Annotated in this window: 20 protein-coding genes; 6 read left to right on the top strand and 14 right to left on the bottom strand. The window is 62.9% G+C overall.

The genetic code is table 11. The features are described 5' to 3' along the window. Positions 1 to 118 precede the first annotated feature (118 nt). From rpsO to M653_RS0103400, 3 genes are all read left to right on the top strand, one after another. Positions 119 to 388 carry a 30S ribosomal protein S15 gene (rpsO, locus tag M653_RS0103410; protein WP_027142030.1) on the top strand — a complete coding sequence of 90 codons (270 nt, stop codon included), beginning with the start codon at positions 119 to 121 and terminating at the stop codon, positions 386 to 388. A 279-nt stretch (positions 389 to 667) separates the two neighbouring features. After that, on the top strand, positions 668 to 2,815 hold the full coding sequence (pnp, locus tag M653_RS0103405) for a polyribonucleotide nucleotidyltransferase (RefSeq protein WP_027142029.1): 2,148 nt from the start codon (positions 668 to 670) through the stop codon (positions 2,813 to 2,815). A 67-nt stretch (positions 2,816 to 2,882) separates the two neighbouring features. Beyond that, positions 2,883 to 3,893, top strand: coding sequence for a class I SAM-dependent methyltransferase (locus M653_RS0103400; protein ID WP_027142028.1), 1,011 nt, complete (start codon positions 2,883 to 2,885; stop codon positions 3,891 to 3,893). Between the two features lie 17 nt (positions 3,894 to 3,910). Here M653_RS0103400 and M653_RS0103395 read toward each other — a convergent pair whose 3' ends face one another. The 4 genes from M653_RS0103395 to fabA all read right to left on the bottom strand — a co-directional run bounded on the left by M653_RS0103395 (position 3,911) and on the right by fabA (position 8,215). Next, on the bottom strand, positions 3,911 to 5,455 hold the full coding sequence (locus tag M653_RS0103395) for a bifunctional diguanylate cyclase/phosphodiesterase (protein ID WP_027142027.1): 1,545 nt from the start codon (positions 5,453 to 5,455) through the stop codon (positions 3,911 to 3,913). Positions 5,456 to 5,580: 125 nt separating this feature from the next. After that, a complete protein-coding gene (fabI, locus tag M653_RS0103390) occupies positions 5,581 to 6,393 on the bottom strand; it encodes an enoyl-ACP reductase FabI (RefSeq protein WP_027142026.1) in 813 nt (270 codons plus the stop codon). Between the two features lie 33 nt (positions 6,394 to 6,426). Next, entirely contained in the window at positions 6,427 to 7,647 is a 1,221-nt protein-coding gene (fabB, locus tag M653_RS0103385) for a beta-ketoacyl-ACP synthase I (RefSeq protein WP_027142025.1), read from the bottom strand. A 49-nt stretch (positions 7,648 to 7,696) separates the two neighbouring features. Next, entirely contained in the window at positions 7,697 to 8,215 is a 519-nt protein-coding gene (fabA, locus tag M653_RS0103380; RefSeq protein ID WP_027142024.1) for a 3-hydroxyacyl-[acyl-carrier-protein] dehydratase FabA, read from the bottom strand. 242 nt (positions 8,216 to 8,457) lie between these two features. Here fabA and irrA point away from each other — a divergent pair, with 242 nt between their 5' ends. Together irrA and M653_RS0103370 are read left to right on the top strand one after the other, a co-directional pair. Next, a complete protein-coding gene (irrA, locus tag M653_RS0103375) occupies positions 8,458 to 8,889 on the top strand; it encodes an iron response transcriptional regulator IrrA (protein WP_027142023.1) in 432 nt (143 codons plus the stop codon). Between the two features lie 82 nt (positions 8,890 to 8,971). Next, positions 8,972 to 9,352 carry a DUF4260 family protein gene (locus M653_RS0103370; RefSeq protein ID WP_027142022.1) on the top strand — a complete coding sequence of 127 codons (381 nt, stop codon included), beginning with the start codon at positions 8,972 to 8,974 and terminating at the stop codon, positions 9,350 to 9,352. Here the strand turns inward: M653_RS0103370 and M653_RS0103365 are convergent. Then, on the bottom strand, positions 9,342 to 9,902 hold the full coding sequence (locus M653_RS0103365) for an SH3 domain-containing protein (protein WP_027142021.1): 561 nt from the start codon (positions 9,900 to 9,902) through the stop codon (positions 9,342 to 9,344). The two genes, M653_RS0103370 and M653_RS0103365, sit on opposite strands and share 11 nt — an antisense overlap. Before the next feature lie 148 nt (positions 9,903 to 10,050). Between M653_RS0103365 and M653_RS0103360 the strand changes: the two genes are divergently transcribed. Beyond that, complete coding sequence (locus M653_RS0103360) at positions 10,051 to 11,052, top strand: D-glycerate dehydrogenase (RefSeq protein ID WP_027142020.1); 1,002 nt, start codon at positions 10,051 to 10,053, stop codon at positions 11,050 to 11,052. A 26-nt stretch (positions 11,053 to 11,078) separates the two neighbouring features. Here the strand turns inward: M653_RS0103360 and M653_RS0103355 are convergent, their stop codons facing one another. From M653_RS0103355 to M653_RS0103315, 9 genes are all read right to left on the bottom strand, one after another. After that, on the bottom strand, positions 11,079 to 11,567 hold the full coding sequence (locus M653_RS0103355) for a GNAT family N-acetyltransferase (RefSeq protein WP_027142019.1): 489 nt from the start codon (positions 11,565 to 11,567) through the stop codon (positions 11,079 to 11,081). 2 nt (positions 11,568 to 11,569) lie between these two features. Beyond that, positions 11,570 to 12,322, bottom strand: a complete 753-nt coding sequence (locus tag M653_RS0103350; RefSeq protein WP_027142018.1) for a molybdopterin-synthase adenylyltransferase MoeB — start codon at positions 12,320 to 12,322, stop codon at positions 11,570 to 11,572. Positions 12,323 to 12,353: 31 nt separating this feature from the next. After that, on the bottom strand, positions 12,354 to 13,493 hold the full coding sequence (recF, locus tag M653_RS0103345; protein WP_027142017.1) for a DNA replication/repair protein RecF: 1,140 nt from the start codon (positions 13,491 to 13,493) through the stop codon (positions 12,354 to 12,356). A 73-nt stretch (positions 13,494 to 13,566) separates the two neighbouring features. Further along, positions 13,567 to 14,685, bottom strand: a complete 1,119-nt coding sequence (gene dnaN, locus M653_RS0103340) for a DNA polymerase III subunit beta (protein WP_027142016.1) — start codon at positions 14,683 to 14,685, stop codon at positions 13,567 to 13,569. A 200-nt stretch (positions 14,686 to 14,885) separates the two neighbouring features. Next, entirely contained in the window at positions 14,886 to 16,430 is a 1,545-nt protein-coding gene (dnaA, locus tag M653_RS0103335) for a chromosomal replication initiator protein DnaA (protein WP_027142015.1), read from the bottom strand. An 855-nt stretch (positions 16,431 to 17,285) separates the two neighbouring features. Next, positions 17,286 to 17,552 carry a 30S ribosomal protein S20 gene (rpsT, locus tag M653_RS0103330; RefSeq protein ID WP_027026587.1) on the bottom strand — a complete coding sequence of 89 codons (267 nt, stop codon included), beginning with the start codon at positions 17,550 to 17,552 and terminating at the stop codon, positions 17,286 to 17,288. 180 nt (positions 17,553 to 17,732) lie between these two features. Continuing rightward, complete coding sequence (locus M653_RS0103325; RefSeq protein ID WP_027142014.1) at positions 17,733 to 18,506, bottom strand: enoyl-CoA hydratase; 774 nt, start codon at positions 18,504 to 18,506, stop codon at positions 17,733 to 17,735. Positions 18,507 to 18,539: 33 nt separating this feature from the next. Further along, on the bottom strand, positions 18,540 to 19,430 hold the full coding sequence (gene mutM, locus M653_RS0103320; protein WP_027142013.1) for a bifunctional DNA-formamidopyrimidine glycosylase/DNA-(apurinic or apyrimidinic site) lyase: 891 nt from the start codon (positions 19,428 to 19,430) through the stop codon (positions 18,540 to 18,542). Next, positions 19,423 to 20,664, bottom strand: a complete 1,242-nt coding sequence (locus M653_RS0103315) for a phosphopentomutase (RefSeq protein ID WP_027142012.1) — start codon at positions 20,662 to 20,664, stop codon at positions 19,423 to 19,425. The genes mutM and M653_RS0103315 overlap by 8 nt, the downstream gene beginning before the upstream one ends. Positions 20,665 to 20,964 lie beyond the last annotated feature (300 nt).

The following is a 20,964-nucleotide window of genomic DNA, read 5'->3' as shown; positions in this document are numbered from 1 at the left end:
GAAAATTGCACTATATGCGCCGCAGCATAGCGCCTTGACGCCTTGCATGCACGGCCCCTGCTGGACGACATCCCGGCTGTGGGCGACCCGTTTCCTCAAACAGATAAGGAAAAACACGATGTCGATTACTGCCGAGCGCAAACAGGAATTGATGGGTGAATTCGCAACCGCCAAGGGCGATACCGGGTCTCCGGAAGTCCAGGTAGCCATCCTTTCCGAGCGCATCAAGAACCTGACCGACCATTTCAAGGACCACAAGAAGGATAACCATTCCCGCCGTGGTCTGCTCGCTCTCGTGTCCCAGCGCCGCAGCCTGCTTGATTATCTCAAGCGTAAGGACGACACGCGCTATCAGACACTGATCGAGAAGCTCGGTCTGCGCCGTTGACGAATTGACCGGCGGACTTTCCCAGGGAAGTCCGCCGGTCACGCATTCTGCCAGTCGTATCGGCTGGCCAGACCCGGTTTCGAGCGTGCAGAGGGCCACTCGAAACCGCCCATGGACGGTCATGGGGCAGGATTGCAGGACGCTCGTGCGCGCTCGTCGCGCTTAAATCATCCGAGCTTCCCGTTGTCTTGCCCGTGGCTGCCCGAGAAAGGAAGCCAGGGAAAGGGCATCCGCGCACCGTGAAACGGCGCGCCCCTTTCCGCTTATTAAGGACAAGACATGTTCAATCACCACAAAGTGGAAATCGAATGGGGCGGCCGTCCGCTCATCCTGGAAACCGGCAAGATCGCGCGCCAGGCTGACGGCGCGGTGCTCGCCACCTACGGCGAGACCAAGGTTCTCGCCACCGTCGTTTCGATGAAGGAGCCGAAGCCCGGCCTCGACTTCTTTCCGCTGACCGTCAACTACCAGGAAAAGACCTATGCCGCCGGCAAGATCCCGGGCGGCTATTTCAAGCGCGAAGGCCGTCCCAGCGAAAAGGAAACGCTGGTTTCCCGCCTCATCGACCGCCCGATCCGCCCGCTCTTCGCCGCCGGCTACAAGAACGACACCCAGATCGTCGTCACCGTCGTCCAGCATGATCTCGAAAACGATCCGGACATCCTGTCGATCGTTGCCACCTCGGCCGCTCTGACGCTCTCCGGCGTTCCGTTCATGGGCCCGGTCGGCGGCGCTCGCGTCGGTTACATCAACGGCGAATATGTGCTGAACCCGCATGTCGACGAGATGCAGGAATCCAAGCTCGACCTCGTTGTCGCCGGCACCGCCGACGCCGTGCTGATGGTCGAGTCGGAAGCCAGGGAACTTGGCGAAGAGCTGATGCTCGGCGCCGTCATGTTCGGCCACAAGGGTTTCCAGCCGGTCATCGACGCCATCATCAAGCTGGCCGAAGTTGCCGCCAAGGAGCCGCGCGACTTCACCGCGCCGGATTATTCCGCGCTTGAGGCCGCGATGCTGAAGATCGTCGGCGACGAGCTCAGCGATGCCTACAAGAATGTCGACAAGCAGAAGCGTTATGCCGCCGTCGACGCCGTCAAGGCGAAGGTCAAGGCAGCGTTTGCCCCGGCCGAAGGCGAGGACGCCAAGTACACCTCCGAGCAGATCGGCTCGGTGTTCAAGGAGCTCCAGGCCAAGGTCGTGCGCTGGAACATTCTCGACACCGGCTCGCGCATCGATGGCCGCGACCTGAAGACCGTGCGCAAGATCGTCTCCGAAGTCGGCGTCCTGCCGCGCACCCACGGCTCGGCGCTGTTCACCCGCGGCGAGACCCAGGCGCTGGTCGTTGCCACGCTCGGCACCGGCGAGGACGAGCAGTATGTCGATTCCTTGACCGGCATGTACAAGGAGAAGTTCCTCCTTCACTACAACTTCCCTCCCTACTCAGTCGGTGAGACCGGCCGCATGGGATCGCCCGGCCGCCGCGAAATCGGTCATGGCAAGCTCGCCTGGCGCGCCATCCGTCCGATGCTGCCGAGCGCTGACCAGTTCCCCTACACGCTGCGCGTCGTCTCGGAGATCACCGAGTCCAACGGTTCGTCGTCGATGGCTACCGTCTGCGGTACCTCGCTGGCGCTGATGGATGCCGGCGTGCCACTGGCCAAGCCGGTCGCCGGCATCGCCATGGGCCTGATCAAGGAAGGCGAGCGCTTCGCCGTGCTCTCCGACATCCTTGGCGACGAGGATCACCTCGGCGACATGGACTTCAAGGTTGCCGGCACCGAGGGCGGCATCACCTCGCTGCAGATGGACATCAAGATCGATGGCATCACCGAAGAGATCATGAAGATCGCCCTCGGCCAGGCCAAGGACGGCCGCCTGCATATCCTTGGCGAGATGGCCCATGCTCTGACCGGCGCCCGCCCCGAACTCGGCGAGTTCGCGCCGCGCATCGAGGTCATGCACATCCCGACCGACAAGATCCGCGACGTCATCGGTTCGGGCGGCAAGGTCATCCGCGAGATCGTCGAGAAGACCGGCGCCAAGATCAACATCGAGGACGACGGCACGGTCAAGATCGCTTCCTCGAACGCCAAGGAGATCGAGGCGGCGAAGAAGTGGATTCACACCATCGTAGCCGAGCCGGAAGTCGGCGAAATCTACGAAGGCACGGTCGTCAAGACCGCCGACTTCGGCGCCTTCGTCAACTTCTTCGGTCCGCGTGACGGCCTCGTCCACATCTCGCAGCTTGCCAACGACCGGGTCGCCAAGACCTCGGACGTCGTCAAGGAAGGTGACAAGGTCTGGGTCAAGCTGATGGGCTTCGACGAGCGCGGCAAGGTCCGCCTGTCGATGAAAGTCGTCGACCAGGCCACCGGCAAGGAAATCGCGCGCGAGAAGAAGACAGAAGGCGAAGAAGACGCCGCCTGAGCGATCTGACGGCAAATGAGGCGGGCGCGGCTTGGGTCGCGCCCGTTTTTGTTTATGGAGCACGGCTATGTCCGCTGAAGCGCTGAAGACGCTTTTTCATCCGTTCGATGCCGAGGCTGTTTCCCCACCGCGCAAGGGCGAGCACATCCTCTTCATTGGCGCCGAACCCGGCCTGCGCTTGCCGCCGGCTTTCGAGGCCACGCTCAATCTCGTACAGGGCTTCCGGCCGTATTTCCGTGCGCTGCAGGCGGCGGGCTTCACGGTCACGCCGCAATCGACCGGCGACCGTTTTGATGCCTCGCTCGTGCTCGCCGGCCGCCATCGCGGTCAGAACGAACTGCGCATCGCCGAGGCTTTCGAGCGCGTGGCCGAGGGTGGGTTGATCGTCATTGCCGGTGGCAAGGAGGATGGCATCGCCAGCCTGCGCAAACGCGTCGGCGATCTTGCGCCGCTTGATGGCCACATGCCGAAATATCACGGCATCGCCTTCTGGCTGCGCCGCCCGGCCGACACGCAAGCTGCCGCCGCGCTTCGCGCCGCCAATCCCGCCTTGCTGGTTGGGGAGCGGTTCCACACCGCACCCGGCATGTTCTCCTTCGATCGTGTCGATGCCGGTTCAAAACTGCTGGTCGAGCACTTGCCCGGTGATCTGCGTGGCAGTGCGGCCGATTTCTGCGCCGGCTGGGGCTATGTGGCGGCGGAGATGGCTGCCCGCTCGCCGGGCTTGTCGGCCCTCGATCTTTACGAGGCCGATTTCGATGCGCTGGAGGCGGCCAGGGGCAATCTCGGCAACACCGTGGCGCAGGGCTTCTTCTGGATGGATCTGCTCGCCGAACCTGTCGAGCGCCGTTACGACGTCATCGCCATGAACCCGCCCTTCCATCGCAGCCGTGCGGCGGAGCCGGAGATCGGTGCCGGCATGATCCGCGCGGCAGCCAAGGCCCTGAAGCCCGGTGGACGCCTGTTCATGGTCGCCAACCGGCAGCTTCCTTACGAGCCGGTGCTGTCGGCCGCCTTTGCCAGTCATGCGGAGCTTGCCCGCGACGGCATGTTCAAGGTGTTTGCCGCGCGCAGGTAATGCGGAGCTGCGGGTTATCAATGCAGGTTGGGGACGCGCCTCATGTCGTCGGCGACATGCCCGTCGCCAACGCTGATCTTGAGCGGTGCTGGCCGGCCGAACAGGTAGCCCTGCACCACCTCGCAGCCGGCGGCCCGCAGCAGCGTCGCCTGGCTTTCGGTCTCGACGCCTTCGGCGATGATGCTGACGCCGAGCGCCCGCGACAGCCCGACAATGGTCGACACGACCGCGCCGGAGCTGGCATCCGTATCGATGCGGCTGACGAAGGAACGGTCGATCTTCAGCTTGCCGAACGAGAAGTCGATCAGATAGCTGAGATTGGAATAGCCGGTGCCGAAATCATCGACGGCGACCGAAATGCCCATCTCGGCAAGTTCTTTCAAGATGATGGCCGCGCGGTCGCGGTCCTGCATCATCGCCGTCTCGGTGACTTCCAGTTCCAGCCGTGACGGCTTGATGCCGGTGGCCCGCATCGTGTCGCGCACAATGCCGACGAAGTCCTTGGTCATGAACTGGACCGGCGAGATGTTGACGGCGACGAAACAGTCGTCAGGCAGATGGCGGGCATCGCTGCAGGCCTTGCGCAGAACCCATTCGCCGATCGGGTTGATCATGCCGGTCTCCTCGGCGATCTGGATGAACTCCATCGGCGGGATCATGCCGCGTTCGGGATGCTTCCAGCGGATCAACGCCTCGTAGCCGACGATGCGGCCGGTCGGGAGGTCGAGTTGCGGCTGATAGTGCAGGTCGAAATCGCCGCGTTCAAAGGCGCTATGCAGCTCGGATTCGACCCATTGGCGATGATCGGCCACCCGTCCCATCTCGCTGTCGAAGACCGACCAGTTGCCAACCCCTCTGGCACGCGCATTCTGCAGCGCCAGGTTGGAGCGCCGCAGGATAAGGACCGGATCGATACCGTCCTTGGGCATCGCCACGATGCCGACCGACAGGCTCACCGATTGCTGGTGGCTGCCGAGTTCATACGGCTCCATCATCTCGTCGATGAGCCTCTCGACCATGCTTTCCAGGGTTCCCTGGATCAGATGATCCGGGAGCAGCACCGCAAACTCGCCGGCCCCGATGCGGCCGATCAGGGCGCGCGCGGGCACGCAGTCGTGCAGCCGCCTGGTGAAGGCGCGGATCAGTTCATCGCCCTGGGTGTAGCCGATAGCGTCGTTGATCTGCTTGAACCGGTCGATGTCGATGTCGATCAGGAACACCGGTTCCCCGGTGCGGCTTGTCGCGCATGCCGCCTCGGCGATCTTGCCGACCATGGCCGGGCGCGCCAGCAGTCCGGTCAGCTTGTCGAAATGGGTTTCGTTGAAGACGAAATCGGCCGATTCATCGATGCCGGCGAAGAAGGACATTGCCGCCACCGATGCCGCCAGCGCGCAAAGCGCGGCCATGACCGACACCATCATATCAGCCGATATGCCGGCAAACCCGCCGCCGAGACCGTGCTTCAGGCCCCAGATGCCGAGGACGAAACTGCCAATGCCCGAACTTGCTATCGTGAGCAGTCGGAACACGGGTGTTCGCTTCGGGTTGCTGATGCCAGGCATGAAAAGGTCCCCAGATGGGGAGCTCTATAGCGGAAATCCTCTTAAAATGAGTTTCCGCGAATGAATCCAATTTTACTGGAGAGGATTATTTTCTTTACTGGCAAAGGACCCCACTTGGGGACGCTTCAGTCACGCCCGCCATCCGTCTGCTTCAACTCATCGAGTGTCGGCATCGAGACGATATGATAGCCGGAATCGACATAGTGGATTTCGCCGGTGACACCGGAAGCAAGGTCGGACAGGAGATAGAGCGAGGAGCCGCCGACCTCGTCGATCGTCACCGTCCGGCGCAGCGGCGAGTTGCGCTGCTGGTAGGAGAACATGTGGCGGGCGTCAGAAATGCCGGCGCCGGCCAGTGTGCGCACCGGACCGGCCGAGATGCCGTTGACGCGGATGCCGCGCGGGCCGTAGTCGTTGGCGAGGTAGCGCACGCTGGCCTCGAGCCCAGCCTTGGCGACGCCCATGACATTGTAGTTCGGCATGACGCGGACCGAGCCGGCATAAGTCAGCGTGATCATCGAACCACCGGCAGTCATCAGCGGCGCGGCATTGCGCGCCACTTCGGTGAAGGAATAGCAGGAGATCACCATGGTGCGGACGAAATTGTCCCGGCTGGTGTCGGCATAGAGGCCTTTCAATTCGTTCTTGTCTGAAAAGCCGATGGCATGGACGACGAAGTCCAGTCCGCCCCACGCCTTGCCGAGCGTCTCGAACGTGGCGGCGACCGAAGCGCTGTCCTCGACGTCGCAGGGAACGACCAGCGAAGCGCCGAGCTTGTCGGCGAGCGGCTTGACGCGGCGGCCGAAAGCCTCGCCCTGATAGGTGAAGGCGAGTTCCGCCCCATGTTCGGACAATTTCCGGGCGATGCCCCAAGCAATCGAATGATCGTTGGCGACACCCATGACAAGCCCACGCTTGCCCTTCATCAATCCGTCCATGGCCGGCAAATCCTTATATAAAAAAACTTGGCCTTATGCGGAATAGCGCTGGAAAACGAGCGTTGCGTTGGTGCCGCCGAAACCGAAGGAATTCGACAGAACGGTGTCGATCCCTGCGTTGTCGATGCGCTTGCGCACGATCGGCATGCCCTCGAATTCCGGATCGAGCGTCTCGATATGGGCGCTTTCGCCGATGAAGCCGCCTTGCATCATCAGGATCGAATAGATGGATTCCTGCACGCCTGCCGCGCCCAGCGAATGGCCGGTCAGCGACTTCGTCGACGTGATGAACGGCATCTTCTCGCCGAACACCTCACGGATCGCGCCCATTTCCTTGGAATCCCCGACCGGCGTCGAGGTGCCGTGGGTGTTGATGTAGTCGACCGGCGTGGAAACCGTCGCCAGCGCCTGGCGCATGCAGCGGACCGCGCCTTCGCCCGAGGGCGCGACCATGTCGAAACCGTCCGAGGTCGCGCCATAACCGACGATCTCTGCGTAGATCTTGGCGCCGCGCGCCTTGGCATGTTCCAACTCTTCCAGCACTAGCACGCCGGCGCCGCCGGCAATGACGAAGCCGTCGCGATTGGCGTCATAGGCGCGCGATGCGGTCGAGGCCCTGTCGTTGAACTTCGACGACATGGCGCCCATGGCGTCGAACAGGTCCGACATCGTCCAGTCGAGATCCTCGTGGCCGCCGGCAAAGACCATGTCCTGCTTGCCCCATTGGATCAGCTCGTAACCATTGCCGATGCAATGCGCCGAGGTCGAGCAGGCCGAGGAGATCGAATAGTTGACGCCATGGATCTTGAACCACGTGGCCAGCGTCGCCGACGCGGTCGACGACATCGCCTTCGGCACCGCGAAGGGACCGATGCGCTTGGGGCTGCCGTTCTTGAGCGTGGTTTCGGCCGCCTCGACGATGGTGCGGGTGGAGGGGCCGCCCGAACCCATGACGATGCCGGTGCGCTCATTGGTGATGTCGCTCTCGCCGAGACCGGCATCCGCGATCGCCTGGTCCATGGCGACGTGATTCCAGGCCGCGCCCTGGCTCAGGAAGCGCATCGCGCGGCGGTCGATCATGGCGGAAGGGTCGAGCGTCGGCGCGCCCCAGACCTGGCAGCGGAAGCCATGCTCGGCAAAGGAATCGGAAAAGCTGATGCCGGATCTGGCATCATGCAGCGAGGTCTGCACCTCGTTGGCATTGTTGCCGATCGACGACACGATGCCGAGGCCTGTGACTACGACACGTCTCATTCGCAACTCCTTCCAGGGATGCTGGCCAATGGGCGGGCCAGGGCTGCGGTCAAGCGACCGCCGACTGCTTTGACAGGCCGACCTTCAGGTCCGTCGCCGCATATATGGGCTCGCCATCCGCCTTCATCCAGCCATCAGCGATGCCGAGCACCAGCCGGCCGCGCATCACACGCTTGAAATCCACGCCATACTCGACCTTCTTGACCGATGGCGTGACCATGCCCTTGAACTTGACCTCTCCGGTCGACAGCGCCATTCCCCTGCCGGGTTCGCCAAGCCAGCCGAGATAGAAGCCGGTCAATTGCCACAGGGCGTCCAGGCCGAGACACCCAGGCATGATCGGATTGCCGATGAAATGGCAGGCAAAAAACCACAGGTCCGGCTTGATATCGAATTCAGCGCGGATGAAACCCTTATCGAAGGCGCCGCCGGTCTCGCTGACCTCGGTGATACGATCGAACATCAGCATCGGCGGGTAGGGCAGCTGGGCATTGCCCTCTCCGAACAGCTCGCCGCGGGCGCAGGCCAGCAATTCTTCGTAGTCGTAGCTGGATTTCGAACCCGCCATCAATTTCATCCCCATATCGTCCGGGCGGTAGCGCGCCCTTGTCGTTGGTGTCCTAACACAATCTGTTTCAGGCCGGAAACCGGCGTTTGCGCTTAACCCGCCAGTCCGCCCGGGTCAATGCGCGCTATTGATCGCATTCGGGCGACAGAATATATGTCAACAGGGGTCCGGTTTCGGCAGACATTCATCTTTTTGCCATTCTGGGCATGTCTTGAAGCGGAACTGTGAGTTTGGACGACCAGATGGACCGGGGCTGCCGGAAGGAAAATGTCGCTGTGGACAAGCGGGTACGTGAAGCCGGCCTGAGGCCGACGCGTCAGCGCATTGCGCTGGCCGACCTGCTTTTCGCCAAGGGCGACCGCCATCTGTCGGCTGAGGAACTGCACGAGGAGGCGCAGGCCGCCGGCGTGCCGGTGTCGCTGGCCACCGTCTACAACGCGCTTCACCAGTTTACCCAGGCGGGGCTGCTGCGCATCCTCGCCGTCGAGGGTTCCAAGACCTATTTCGACACCAATACCTCCGACCACCACCATTTCTATATCGAAGGCGAAAACAGGATATTCGACATCGCCAACGGCCCGGTCACGGTCACCAACCTGCCGGACCCGCCCGAAGGCATGGAAATCGCCAATGTCGATATCGTGGTGAGGCTGCGTCCCAAGCGTCCGGAATGACCGGCGAGGCCGGAATAATGGGCCAGGCCAGGACAATCAGCCAGGCCGGAATAATCGGTCTGGCCCGAATAATCGGTCTAGGATGAAGCCCCTCGATTGGATAGTCCGGCTCGAATGGGCTGTCGTGGCGGCGGTTGCGGTCGTCTTCTATGGCGCGACAGGCGTCTCCTGGTGGCTCTTAGCGTTGCTCATCCTGGCGCCGGACCTCTCGATGCTAGGTTATCTCGGTGGCCCGCGCATCGGCGCCATCGCCTACAACGCCTTGCACACCCTGATCGTACCGGTGCTTCTGCTGCTTGCCGGGCATCTCGCCGGCAGTGCGGTCGGCAGCGCCATCGCACTGATCTGGATCGCCCATATCGCGATCGACCGTGCACTGGGCTACGGCTTGAAGCTGTCGACAGGATTTCAGGACACCCATCTTGGCCCCATTGGGCGCAAACGCGAGACGTTCAGTCCTTGACCCGCTCGCCCGGATAAGCGCCCCAGACGACCGACTGGGCAAGCCAGCCGGTGTGGCCGTCGAGCGTCATTTCGCACCACTGGCCGTCGCAGGACTTGATCATGCCCATCACGCCGGGTTCGACGATCGCCACCACCCTGGCATCCTTGTCGGGACCTTTCAGAAGATTGATCTGGCCGCCCTTGCCGCGCTGCCAGGGCGCGATGATCGCTGTGCGCCGGCCCGAAAGCAGCGACTGGTTGATCCATCCTTCCGAGCCGTCGGCGTCGCGCACCCGCCGCCACGTATCGAACTCCTGGATGATCTCCATCGGCAGGCCAGCCTTCATATACATCCAGTCGACGGAATAGTTGGCGCCGGGGCCGACGCGCGAGTTGACGCGGCCGGATTTCAGGCTGACGAATCGCGGCAGCGGCAGCCCGCTCGGTCCGAGCGTGATGGCGCTCTGGGCTGGGGCGGCCGCGCTCTGCGCGCCGGCAAGCGGAGAATAGAGGAGAGCGCCGAGAAATGCTGCGCTGAGGGCCAGGCGAAGCGACGCGAAACCAGACACTTTCGTTCCTTTCGGCGCCGGCCCGACGGCTGCGGCACCCCTTTTTCTTTGTCTTCGGCGGCACCGCTTGTTACATGGGTAAATCGGCTACCGCGACCAGCTTTCAGTTTCGCCGGTCTTGGTTAAAGAGGTCTCAACGAGGGAAACAATGCCAGGCAAAAAGAAGCCTCTCGTGGTCATCACGCGAAAGCTGCCCGACCCGGTCGAGACCCGCATGCGCGAACTGTTCGACGCAAGGCTGAATGTCGAGGACAGGCCGATGACGCAGCCGGAACTGGTCGCTGCGGTCAAGGAAGCCGACGTGCTGGTACCGACCGTGACCGACCAGATCGATGCCGCACTGATCGCCCAGGCCGGCGACAACCTCAAGCTGATCGCCAATTTCGGCAATGGCGTCGACAAGATCGACGTGGCGGCGGCGGCCAAGAGAGGCATCACCGTCACCAACACGCCCAATGTGCTCACCGAAGATACCGCCGACATGACGATGGCGCTGATGCTGGCCGTACCGCGCCGGCTGGCGGAAGGCGCCAGCGTGCTTACCGGCGACAAGAAATGGGCCGGCTGGTCGCCGACCTGGATGCTTGGCCGGCGCATCTGGGGGAAACGGCTCGGCATTGTCGGCATGGGCCGCATTGGCACCGCCGTTGCCAAGCGGGCCAAGGCTTTCGGCTTGTCCATCCACTATCACAACCGGCATCGCGTGCTGCCGGCGGTCGAAGATGGACTGGAGGCGACCTATTGGGAGAGTCTCGACCAGATGCTCGCCCGCATGGACATCATCTCGGTCAATTGTCCGTCGACGCCGGCGACCTTCCATCTTCTGTCAGCACGGCGGCTGGCGTTGCTGCAGCCCACCGCCTACATCGTCAACACCGCCCGCGGCGACATCATCGACGAAGAAGCGCTGGTCAAGCTGATCCAGGACGGCAAGATCGCCGGCGCCGGCCTCGACGTTTACGAGCACGAGCCGGCCCTGAACGGCAAGCTCTTGAAGCTCGCCGCCAGGAACAAGGTCGTGCTTCTGCCGCATATGGGCTCGGCCACGCTCGAGGGCCGTATCGACATGGGCGAGAAGGTCATCATCAATATCCGCGCCTTCGTCGATGGCCATCGCCCGCCGGACCGCGTCCTGCCGCTCAGAACCTGAAACCCGTCCAGGCGTCGGCTCGCCGTTTATGAGATCGTTTTGCGCATGGTGATGGACGTCGGCCTGTTATAACCCTCATGCGCCGTCCGTTCGGTCTCGCGAAAGCCGAGCCGGGCAAAGGCGGCGTGATTTGCGGTGAGCTCGATCCTCGTCTCGAGATCGATGGCGGACTTGCCGCGGCTGCGGGCCAGATCCTCGGCCGCTTGCATCAGCCGCCGGCCAATGCCTTGCCCTTGCCGGTCCGGGGCGACGGCGAGCTTGCCGATATAAAAACCGTCAGCCCTTTCAAGAGCAAAAACGCAGCCCACGATTCTATCCTCGCCGTCGAGTGCCAGAAAGCCCGTCTCCCGCAGGGCCTTGGCGCGTAGCGCATCGACTGTGAGCAGGTGAGCCGACGACGGCGGGTCGATGATGCCGTCCATGAAGGCGAAGGCACGCATGATGAGGGCAAGCACATCACCCCAGCGGCCGAAATCGGCCGGGATCTGCGTGATCGAAATACGGGATTGTTCCAAGATCAGCGTCTCTTGTAGCGGATCGTCTCGAAACGCGCGGCCAGCGCATCATAGAGCAGCAGCCGGCCGATGAGCGGCTCGCCTATGCCGGTCACCAGCTTGATCGCCTCCATCGCCTGCAGCGTGCCGATGACCCCCGTCAGTGCGCCGAGCACCCCGGCCTCCGCACAGGACGGCACCAGGCCCGGCGGCGGGGCTTCGGGAAACAGATCCCGATAGCTCGGGTTTGGCTTGCCGTCGCTGCCGTTTTCGAAAGGCTTCAGCACGGTCACCGAGCCGTCGAAACGTCCGACGGCCGCATGCACAAGCGGCTTCCCTTCGGCCGCGCAGGCATCGGCCACCACATAACGCGTCTCGAAATTATCGGACCCATCGACGATAATATCGTACTTGGCCACGAGGGCAGGGGCGTTCTCCGCGGTCAGTCGGAATGTGTGCGTTTCGACTGATATGTTGGGATTGATACGGGCGATTGCCGCCTCGGCGCTCTGGGTTTTCAGCATGCCGATCGTGTCGGTGCCATGGATGACCTGACGTTGCAGGTTGGAGAGCGAAACTGTGTCGTCGTCGATCACGCCGAGCGTGCCGACGCCGGCCGCGGCGAGATATTCAAGCACCGGCGCACCGAGCCCGCCGGCGCCGATCACCAGGACCCGCGCCTGCTTGAGCTTCTGCTGGCCCGCGCCGCCGACCTCCGGCAGCACGATGTGGCGGGCATAACGTTCGATCTCGTCGGCGGTGAGCGCAGTGGTCATATCAGGACCATATAGCGGCCGAAAAACCTTGTCAGGGGTCTTCGGTTGGCCCAACCGTGCCATGGTCGACCGTCAGGAACTGCGCGCGGCCGTGCAGGCTGGAAAACAGCGCCGCATCGGTTCCCGTCATGAAAGCCTGGCAGTTCAGTTCCTCCAGGATCGAGAACAGTGCCGCGCGGCGACCGCCATCGAGGTGCGCCGCGATCTCGTCGAGCAAAAGGATCGGCGTCAGGCCGGACATTTCGCCGGTCAGCCGGGCATGCGACAGCACGATACCGACCAGCAGTGCCTTCTGTTCGCCGGTCGAGCAAAGTTCGGCCGGCATGGCCTTGGGCCGGTGCCGGACCACGAGGTCCGAGCGGTGCGGGCCCTCGAGGGTGCGTCCGGCGGCACGGTCACGGTCTCGGCCATCGGCAAGCGCCCGCCGGAACCGCTCCTCGACATCGACCGCCGGTGCATTGGCAATCTCGGCCTCCAGGTCACCCGAAAGGCCGATATCGGCCTGCGGAAATGGCCCCGTGTCGGGCAGCCTGCCGATCATGGCGGCCAGCAGCCGCACCATTTCGGCGCGCGCCGCGGCGATCGCCACGCCGGTCTCCGCCATCTGCGTCTCTATCGCCTCGAACCAGCCGGCATCGCGTGAGCCTTCCGTCAGCAAACGGTTACGGCCCCGCATCGCCTTCTCGTAGTCGAGCGCACGCTGGCCGTGTCCGGGATCGATCGCCAGCACCAGCCGGTCGAGAAAGCGCCGGCGATCCGCGGCCGGTCCGGTGAACAACGAGTCCATCGCCGGCGTCAACCACACGACCCGCAGCCACTCCAGCATGTCCTCGGCCCGGGCGGCGGCTCCGTTTATACGCACCCGCCTGGCACTCTCCGCCGTGTCGCCTCCGGAAATGCCGGTGCCGATCTCAACCTCGCCGTCAGGTCCATCGAGCCGGGCATGCAGGGCAAAGCCGCCATCGCCACCCTCACGGGCCACATCCGCGTAAGGCGCGCGGCGCAAGCCGCGCCCCGGGGTCAAAAAGGAGATCGCTTCGAGGAGATTGGTCTTGCCGGCACCATTGTCGCCGGAAAAGACCACGGCGCCCGGAGCAAAATCTATCGCCAGGCTCGCGTAGTTGCGAAAATTGGTAAGCGTAAGCTTACTTATGTGGGTTTGTGCCGGCAACCGCTATCCGCCTGTGGAAGTCACCGCAACCAATATCCGCCGCCGGCCGTATCGTCAGGCGACGCCGGTCCGGCTATACCCGCATCGGCATCAGCACGTAAAGCGCGGTCTCGTCGGCCATGTCGTGGATCAGTGTCGGCGAACCGGCATCGGCCAGCATGAATTTGGCTTCCGTGCCGGTCAGCTGCGCGGCGACATCGAGCAGATATTTCGCGTTGAAGCCGATCTCGATCGGGTCGGACGAATAGTCTGCAGCCAGTTCTTCCGTGGCGCTGCCTGAATCCGGATTGTTGACGGCAAGCGTCACCTGGCCTTCGCTGATCGAGAGCTTCACCGCACGGCCGCGTTCGGAGGAGATGGTCGAGACGCGGTCGACCGCGGCAGCGAAGCTCTGGCGGTCGAGGATCAGCTTCTTGTCGTTGCCGGTCGGAATGACGCGCTGATAGTCCGGGAAGGTGCCGTCGATCAGCTTCGAGGTCAGGACGACGCTGCCGATGGTGAAGCGGATCTTGGTGTCGGACAGTTCGGTGGTCACGGCGACATCCGGATCGTCGACCAGCTTCTGCAACTCACTCACCGTCTTGCGTGGAATGATGATGCCCGGCATGCCCTCCGAACCCGCCGGGGCGTCGATCTCGGCGCGCGCCAGGCGATGGCCGTCGGTTGCCACCGAGCGCAGCTTCAGCTTGCCACCGACTTCATGCGTGTGCAGGTAGATACCATTGAGATAGTAGCGCGTCTCCTCGGTGGAGATGGCGAACTGCGTCTTCTCGATCAGGCCCTTCAACGCCACCGCATCAAGACGGAAAATATGCGAGAAGGATCCCGCCGAAAGCTCGGGGAAGTCGGATTGCGGCAGACACTGCAGGCGGAAGCTGGAGCGGCCCGACGTAACCGTCATGGCGTTGCCGTCCTCATCCGTCTTCAGCATCACCTCGGCGCCGTCTGAAAGCTTGCGCACGATGTCATAGAGCAAGTGCGCGGGGACGGTCGTCGCGCCGCCGCGCTCGACCTTGGCGGGCGTCGCTTCCGTCACCTCCAGGTCGAGATCGGTGGCCTTCATTTCGAGGCTGGCGCCTTCGGCGCTGAGCAGCACGTTGGACAGGATCGGTATGGTGTTGCGCCGTTCGACCACGCGGTGGACGTGGTTGAGCGACTTCAGGAGATTTGACCGTTCCAGGATAACACGCATGACGAAACAGGCTCGCTTGAATGAATGAACGGGTCTCCGGCTACCGGCGCCCCGCAAAAGGTCTGAACAGGCTTCAGAATCTACGCAAACTGACAGGAAAAAACCAGTGAGCGCAAGCCCGCGCCACCGGATCGGGCCGGTTACGCGGGCTTTCTGGGGACAAAGCTGGCCAACCCTGCAAGCGGGCCGTTCTGGGCCGGTCAGGCCTGGTCGTTGATCAGCCTTCTCAGCAATTCCAGTTCCTGCGCCAGCGTGTTGTCATTGCCGGACAGGTCCTCGATCTTGCGCACGGCGTGCAGCACCGTCGTGTGGTCGCGGCCGCCGAAACGCCGCCCGATCTCCGGCAGCGAGCGCGGCGTCATCACCTTCGACAGGTACATGGCGACCTGCCGCGGCTTGACTATGGTGCGCGTGCGCCGGTTGGACAGCAATTCCGTCTTCGAGACGTTGTAGTGGCGCGCGACGATGCGCTGGATGTCCTCGATGCGCACCCGCTTCGGCTCGCCCGTGCGATAGATATGGCCGAGGATCTCGTCGATGCGGTCGATGGTGATCTGCGGCTCGAACGACTGGCGAAACAAGAGCTGGTTGAAGGCGCCTTCCAGTTCACGTCCGCTACCGGTCACGGTGCGGGCCACGTGGTTGAGGATCTCTTCGGAAATGTCGAGCGATGCATCGTCGATCCTGGCTGTGGCCAGGCGCAGTTTGAGCATGCCGAGCCGCATGGCGAAATCGGGTGCCGACATTTCGAGCGCGACGCCGCCATTGAGGCGCGAACGGACCCGCGGCTCGAGCGATTCCAGCTCCGACGGTGGCCGGTCGGCCGCGACGACGACCTGCTTGGCGCTGTCGAGCAGCATATTGATCAGATGGCAGAATTCATGCTGGATCGACTTGCCCTGCAGGAACTGCATGTCGTCGATGATCAGGAGGTCGATGTCGCGCAGCTGCTCCTTGAGCGTCAATGCGTTGTTGTCGCGGATCGCCGTGGCGAAGCGCCACATGAAATACTCGGCGGTGAGATAGACGACGCGCGACTTCGGGTTCTGCTTCAGCGATTCCGCGGCGATGGCTTGCAAGAGGTGCGTCTTGCCCAGCCCGACGGTGGCATGCAGGAAAAGCGGATTGAAGCGCACCGCGCTCGACTGAGATTCCGCCACGGCCTTGGCGGCGGCGAAGGCGACGCGGTTCGAGGGCCCTTCGATGAAGGAGCCGAACGTGTAACGCGGATCAAGCGGTGATCCCAGCACATTGTGGCGGAACTCGCTCTCGACCGGCACACCCGGACGCGGCACGGGAGACCGCTCCACCCTGCCTGGGCTGACCGTGCCGGCGGCCAGCGCCGTCTGCGTCTGCCGCGTCATCTTGCGCGCCGGCGCCAATTCCGGTTCGGGCTGGCTGCGCCCCTGACGGGTCGCGGTGCGCACGATGATCTCGATCTTGAGAAGCTCGGGATCCTCGTGCTTCCACAGCTCGGAAATGAGATCGTGATAGTGGCCGTTGATCCACGAGCGCAGGAACGCGGTGGGCACGGAGATGCGGACAATGCCCTTGGAAGCTTCCGCGACCTTCATGCGGCCGAACCAGCTGGAATAGACTTCGGTTCCCAGGCGCGCCTTCAACTGGGCCTTGACCCGGTCGAACTTCTGTTCCGCGTCGCTGGAGACCGCCATCTCGTTTGCTCCGATCAAAGTTCCAGGAAATGGGAGGTCGCCCGTAAGCTCCCTTTCGATGCCGCTCTGCATGATCGAGTTCCTTGCCTTTCTGTACCCGTTTTTCGCTGGGGATGCGCCTCCTGCACCCTTTTTCCAGCGACCGTGTCTTCGCTACGATGCCCGTTGCCGCCGCCGGCAATGAACGTCGCCCACCATCCAAGGGAACCGGTGCCGGCTCATGGAAGCCAGCCCGCGTTGGGTATGTCAGGGCAATACAACACCGTCCGGCGAAAGAGCGCCGGCGCGCCGTCCTACCTGCCATGTCTAGTTACGCCAGTCCCCTACCGTATCGAAAAAGAGCAAACCATACCCGTCCGCGGACTTGATCCACGTCGCAAATCCCGCCAATTTAAGCTGGCCGCGTCAGGCTGGGTTAAGGGCCAGAGGCCCGTCTCCTTCGATAGATCGACATTACCGAAATCGCTGTGGATAGGGCAAGGCCACGTCTAACGGATTTTTAAGGAATCTGGTTACCTCGGGCGGGTTGGAGCGCCATGCCGCAGTGCTGTATTTTGACAAAGCCATTGTGATTCAAACCCTTTTCCGACGAATATGAAAAAGCCGGACCGGCGCGAAATTTTCTGAAATAATTCACTTGACAGCCAGTTGTGCTCCCGTCCCTTCGGCGCGTTGTGGACAAGCTGTGGATGACCGTCGCTAAACATTTGAAAAGTATCGGTTATTTCTGATGGATATGGTTTTTAAAGTCGACGCTTTTCAAGCGTTCCGATCATCAGCGGGCATGAATGTGCCGGCAAACCATTTCAAACTGTGAACGCTGCATTTGCAGTTGTTTCCGGCTATTCTTTTTAAGTACTTGCCGGCAAACGAAAAAACCCGGCGTGATCGGCCGGGTTCGAAGAAGATCGTCCTGAGAAGGCGATGTTAGGCCGACAGCACCTTGAGGCGCTGGGCGAGGCGCGACACCTTGCGGGACGCCGTGTTCTTGTGGATCACGCCTTTGGTCGCGGCGCGCATCAATTCCGGCTCGGCAGCCTTGAAGGCGGCCTGTGCGGCGGCCTTGTCGCCCGAGGCGAGTGCCTCCTCGACCTGGCGGACGTAGGTGCGGACGCGCGAGCGGCGGTTCTTGTTGATCGCCGCGCGGCGGGCGATCTTGCGCGTTGCCTTTTTGGCCGAGGATGTGTTGGCCATGATGCCTCTCTTCTGGTCTGGTCGGCGCACGCGGCGTGCCGCAGGGCGCAAAAAACAAACGGGCAGCCACGGGGCCGCCTCGGTTGGTGCGGCTTATAGTTCAGCTTTTCCGGCGCGTCAACGCCGCCTGGCGTTCTTTTTGGCCAATGCCACCGGTTTCGGTCGCTGACCCGCGACGCCCTACCGGTTGGTGAAATTCGGCTTCCGCTTTTCGGCGAACGCCGCCATGCCTTCCTTCTGGTCTTCGAGCGCGAAAAGCGAATGGAACAGGCGGCGTTCGAAGCGCAATCCTTCGGCAAGCGTCGTCTCATAAGCCCGGTTGACGGCTTCCTTGGCCATCATCACCGACGGCAGTGAGAAATCGGCGATTTTGGCCGCCGCCTTGACGGCCTCCTCGACCAGCTCGCCGGCCGGAACGACCCGCGACACAAGGCCCGAACGTTCGGCCTCGGCGGCATCCATCATCCGTCCGGTCAGGCACATGTCCATCGCTTTCGATTTACCGACGAACCGGGTCAGGCGTTGCGACCCGCCCATGCCGGGAATGACACCGAGCGTGATCTCCGGCTGGCCGAATTTGGCCGTGTCGGCGGCAATGATGAAATCGCACATCATCGCCAGTTCGCACCCGCCACCGAGCGCATAGCCGGCCACCGCCGCTATGATCGGCTTTCGCGCCCGCGTGAACTCTTCCCAGCCGACGAAGAAGTCCTGGCTGTAGGCATCCGCATAGGAGATTGCCTGCATCTCCTTGATGTCGGCACCCGCGGCAAAGGCCTTGTCGGAGCCGGTAACAACCATGGCGCCGATGCCAGGATCGGCACAGAACACGTTCACGGCTGCGACGAGTTCGGCGAGGATCTGGGAATTCAACGCGTTGAGCGCCTTTGGCCGGTTCAGCGTGATCAGTCCGACCTTACCGCGCCTCTCGGTGATGATCGTCTCAAAGGCCATTGGCTGTTCCTCCTTGCTCGACACCGGTCTAGCTCACGTCTGACAGGTCCGGCAATAGAAGGTCGAGCGACCGCTCTGCACGATACGTTCGACATGGCCGCCGCAGCCAGGCTTGGGGCAAGGCTCACCCTCGCGGTCGTAGACGGCGAAGGAATGCTGGAAATAACCCAGCGATCCATCGGTGTGCATATAGTCGCGCAGTGAAGACCCGCCGGCCGCGATGGCATCTGATATGACCGAGCGGATCGCCTCGGCGAGGCGTTCGCTTTGTTCCCTGGCCTTCTTGCCTGGCCTGGCGATGGTGCCCGCCTCACGTAGCGGTGACAGGCCGGCGCGCCAGAGCGCCTCCGAGACATATATATTGCCTAAGCCGGCGATCAGCCTCTGGTCGAGAAGCGCTGCCTTGAGCGGCGATCTGCGGCCTTTCAGCAACGAGGCAAGCAGAACGCCGTCCAGCGCATTGCCGGTCGGTTCGACGCCCAGTCCGGCGAGCATCGGATGCGTCTCCGGCGGCTCTTGCGCAAACAGCATGAAACCGAAGCGGCGCGGATCGTTGAAGATCACACGTGACCGCCCGCCGGCGGCGGAAACGACATGGAACACGACATGATCGTGTGCCGCGCTCTTCGAGCGCTCATGGTGGAACACGCCAGGTGTCTCGTCGTCGTCGCCGGTCTCGATGCGAAAGGAGCCGGACATGCCGAGATGGCAGATCAGCACCGGACCGCCCAGCATATGCATGGTCAGATATTTGGCCCGCCGCCCAAGCGCCGTGATCGTCCTGCCGGTCAGCCGCTCCGAAAACCGTTCTGGGAAGGGGAACCGCAGGTCGGGCCGTCTCATCTCGACCTCGGCCAGGTGGGCACCTTCCAGGACCGGCTGCAGACCGCGCCGGACCGTTTCGACTTCGGGTAATTCAGGCATGGCCGCCAATCGAGGCATAAAAGGATATGCCGTTGCAGCCGCGCGTCAGCGCGAGATGTTCGGCAACGGTCTCGCCGATATCGGCAAATGTCGCCCTAAGCCCTATGTCGCCGCCTTTGAGGCCGGGTCCAGTGCCGATGACCGGAATGCGTTCACGCGTATGGTCGGTGCCGCGCCAGGACGGATCGTTGCCGTGATCGGCGGTCAGGATGAGAAGGTCGCCCTGCTTCAGCTTCGCGAAGGCCTCCGGCAGTCTCCGGTCGAAGGCCTCGAGCGCGGCGGCATAACCGGCGACGTCGCGGCGATGGCCGAATTCGGTATCGAAATCGACGAAATTAGCGAAGACGAGGTCGCCGTCGGTGGCCTCGTCCATCGCGATCAGCGCCTGGTCGAACATGGCCATGTTGCCCGCGGCCTTGCGGACTTGCGAGATCCCGCGATGGGCGAAGATGTCGCCGATCTTGCCGACGGCGATGACGCGGCTGCCGCGCGCCGTCAGCCGGTCGAGCAATGTCGGCTCGGGTGGCGGCACGGCGTAGTCGTGGCGATTATAGGTTCGCTCGAACGTGGCTGATGTCTCGCCGACGAAGGGGCGCGCGATCACCCGTCCGATCCTCAGCGGGTCGACCAGCCGGCGCACCACCTGACACAATTCATAGAGCCGCTCCAGGCCGAAATGGACCTCATGCGCGGCGATCTGCAGGACGGAATCGACCGACGTGTAGCAAATCGGCTTGCCGGTGCGGATATGTTCCTCGCCGAACCGCGCGATGATCTCGGTACCCGGCGCATGGCAATTGCCGAGAATGCCGGGCACCTTGCCCTCGTGGATGATCGCCTCGGTCAGGTCGGCCGGGAAGGCGGGAACCGTGTCCGGGAAATAACCCCAGTCGAAGCGCACCGGCAGGCCTGCGATCTCCCAATGGCCGGAAGGCGTGTCCTTGCCGCTCGAAATCTCTTGCGCCGCGCCATGGAAGGCATTGGCGAGCAGGTCCGTCCCGAAATGCGTAAACCCCAGTCCTGTCGCGGTCTCGGCCGCCTTGCCAAGTCCCAGCGATGCCATATGGGGGACGAACAGCGGTCCCTGACGAAGCCCTTCGCGATCCGCGCGCCCTTCGGCGCAGGCTTCGGCGATGTGCGCCAGCGTGTTGGCGCCGGCATCGCCATAGCTTTCAGCGTCGGCCGCGCCGCCGATGCCGAAGGAATCCAGGACGAAGAGGAAAGCACGCGCCATCGGGTCATTTGTTGCCAGTGTGGACACCCAGACATAGGGTTCCGCGGCGGCCTTGGCAATTCGGAAACCAAACGGCAACAGCTTGGCGCGATAGTCAACTCCATGTCGCCCAAAAGTGCGCAGCGGTTGGATAAGCTAGGAATCCATGTCGCCCAAAAGTGCGCAGCGGTTTTGGGGATAGCGACATGGACAAGCTAGGGATCCATGTCGCCCCAATGTGCCTGGGCGGTTTTGGCAACGAGATTCACACAGCGATCAGGTGTTGTGACGAGGGATCCATGGACGGAACAAGAGGCGGGA

Source organism: Mesorhizobium sp. WSM3626, from assembly GCF_000513935.1.
GTDB classification, from domain to species: domain Bacteria; phylum Pseudomonadota; class Alphaproteobacteria; order Rhizobiales; family Rhizobiaceae; genus Mesorhizobium; species Mesorhizobium salmacidum.
This window is presented reverse-complemented; position numbering and strand designations above follow the sequence as displayed.

What these genes read in the sequence shown, in the direction of transcription:
- M653_RS0103325 (WP_027142014.1), bottom strand. Translation starts at nt 18,506, where the DNA reads ATGGCCTTTGAGACGATCATCACCGAGAGGCGCGGTAAGGTCGGACTG.
- M653_RS0103315 (WP_027142012.1), bottom strand. Translation starts at nt 20,664, where the DNA reads ATGGCGCGTGCTTTCCTCTTCGTCCTGGATTCCTTCGGCATCGGCGGC.
- fabB (WP_027142025.1), bottom strand. Translation starts at nt 7,647, where the DNA reads ATGAGACGTGTCGTAGTCACAGGCCTCGGCATCGTGTCGTCGATCGGC.
- mutM (WP_027142013.1), bottom strand. Translation starts at nt 19,430, where the DNA reads ATGCCTGAATTACCCGAAGTCGAAACGGTCCGGCGCGGTCTGCAGCCG.
- fabI (WP_027142026.1), bottom strand. Translation starts at nt 6,393, where the DNA reads ATGGACGGATTGATGAAGGGCAAGCGTGGGCTTGTCATGGGTGTCGCC.
- M653_RS0103360 (WP_027142020.1), top strand. Translation starts at nt 10,051, where the DNA reads ATGCCAGGCAAAAAGAAGCCTCTCGTGGTCATCACGCGAAAGCTGCCC.
- rpsT (WP_027026587.1), bottom strand. Translation starts at nt 17,552, where the DNA reads ATGGCCAACACATCCTCGGCCAAAAAGGCAACGCGCAAGATCGCCCGC.
- dnaN (WP_027142016.1), bottom strand. Translation starts at nt 14,685, where the DNA reads ATGCGTGTTATCCTGGAACGGTCAAATCTCCTGAAGTCGCTCAACCAC.
- M653_RS0103395 (WP_027142027.1), bottom strand. Translation starts at nt 5,455, where the DNA reads ATGCCTGGCATCAGCAACCCGAAGCGAACACCCGTGTTCCGACTGCTC.
- dnaA (WP_027142015.1), bottom strand. Translation starts at nt 16,430, where the DNA reads ATGCAGAGCGGCATCGAAAGGGAGCTTACGGGCGACCTCCCATTTCCT.
- fabA (WP_027142024.1), bottom strand. Translation starts at nt 8,215, where the DNA reads ATGGCGGGTTCGAAATCCAGCTACGACTACGAAGAATTGCTGGCCTGC.
- pnp (WP_027142029.1), top strand. Translation starts at nt 668, where the DNA reads ATGTTCAATCACCACAAAGTGGAAATCGAATGGGGCGGCCGTCCGCTC.
- M653_RS0103370 (WP_027142022.1), top strand. Translation starts at nt 8,972, where the DNA reads ATGAAGCCCCTCGATTGGATAGTCCGGCTCGAATGGGCTGTCGTGGCG.
- M653_RS0103400 (WP_027142028.1), top strand. Translation starts at nt 2,883, where the DNA reads ATGTCCGCTGAAGCGCTGAAGACGCTTTTTCATCCGTTCGATGCCGAG.
- rpsO (WP_027142030.1), top strand. Translation starts at nt 119, where the DNA reads ATGTCGATTACTGCCGAGCGCAAACAGGAATTGATGGGTGAATTCGCA.
- irrA (WP_027142023.1), top strand. Translation starts at nt 8,458, where the DNA reads ATGGACCGGGGCTGCCGGAAGGAAAATGTCGCTGTGGACAAGCGGGTA.
- M653_RS0103350 (WP_027142018.1), bottom strand. Translation starts at nt 12,322, where the DNA reads ATGACCACTGCGCTCACCGCCGACGAGATCGAACGTTATGCCCGCCAC.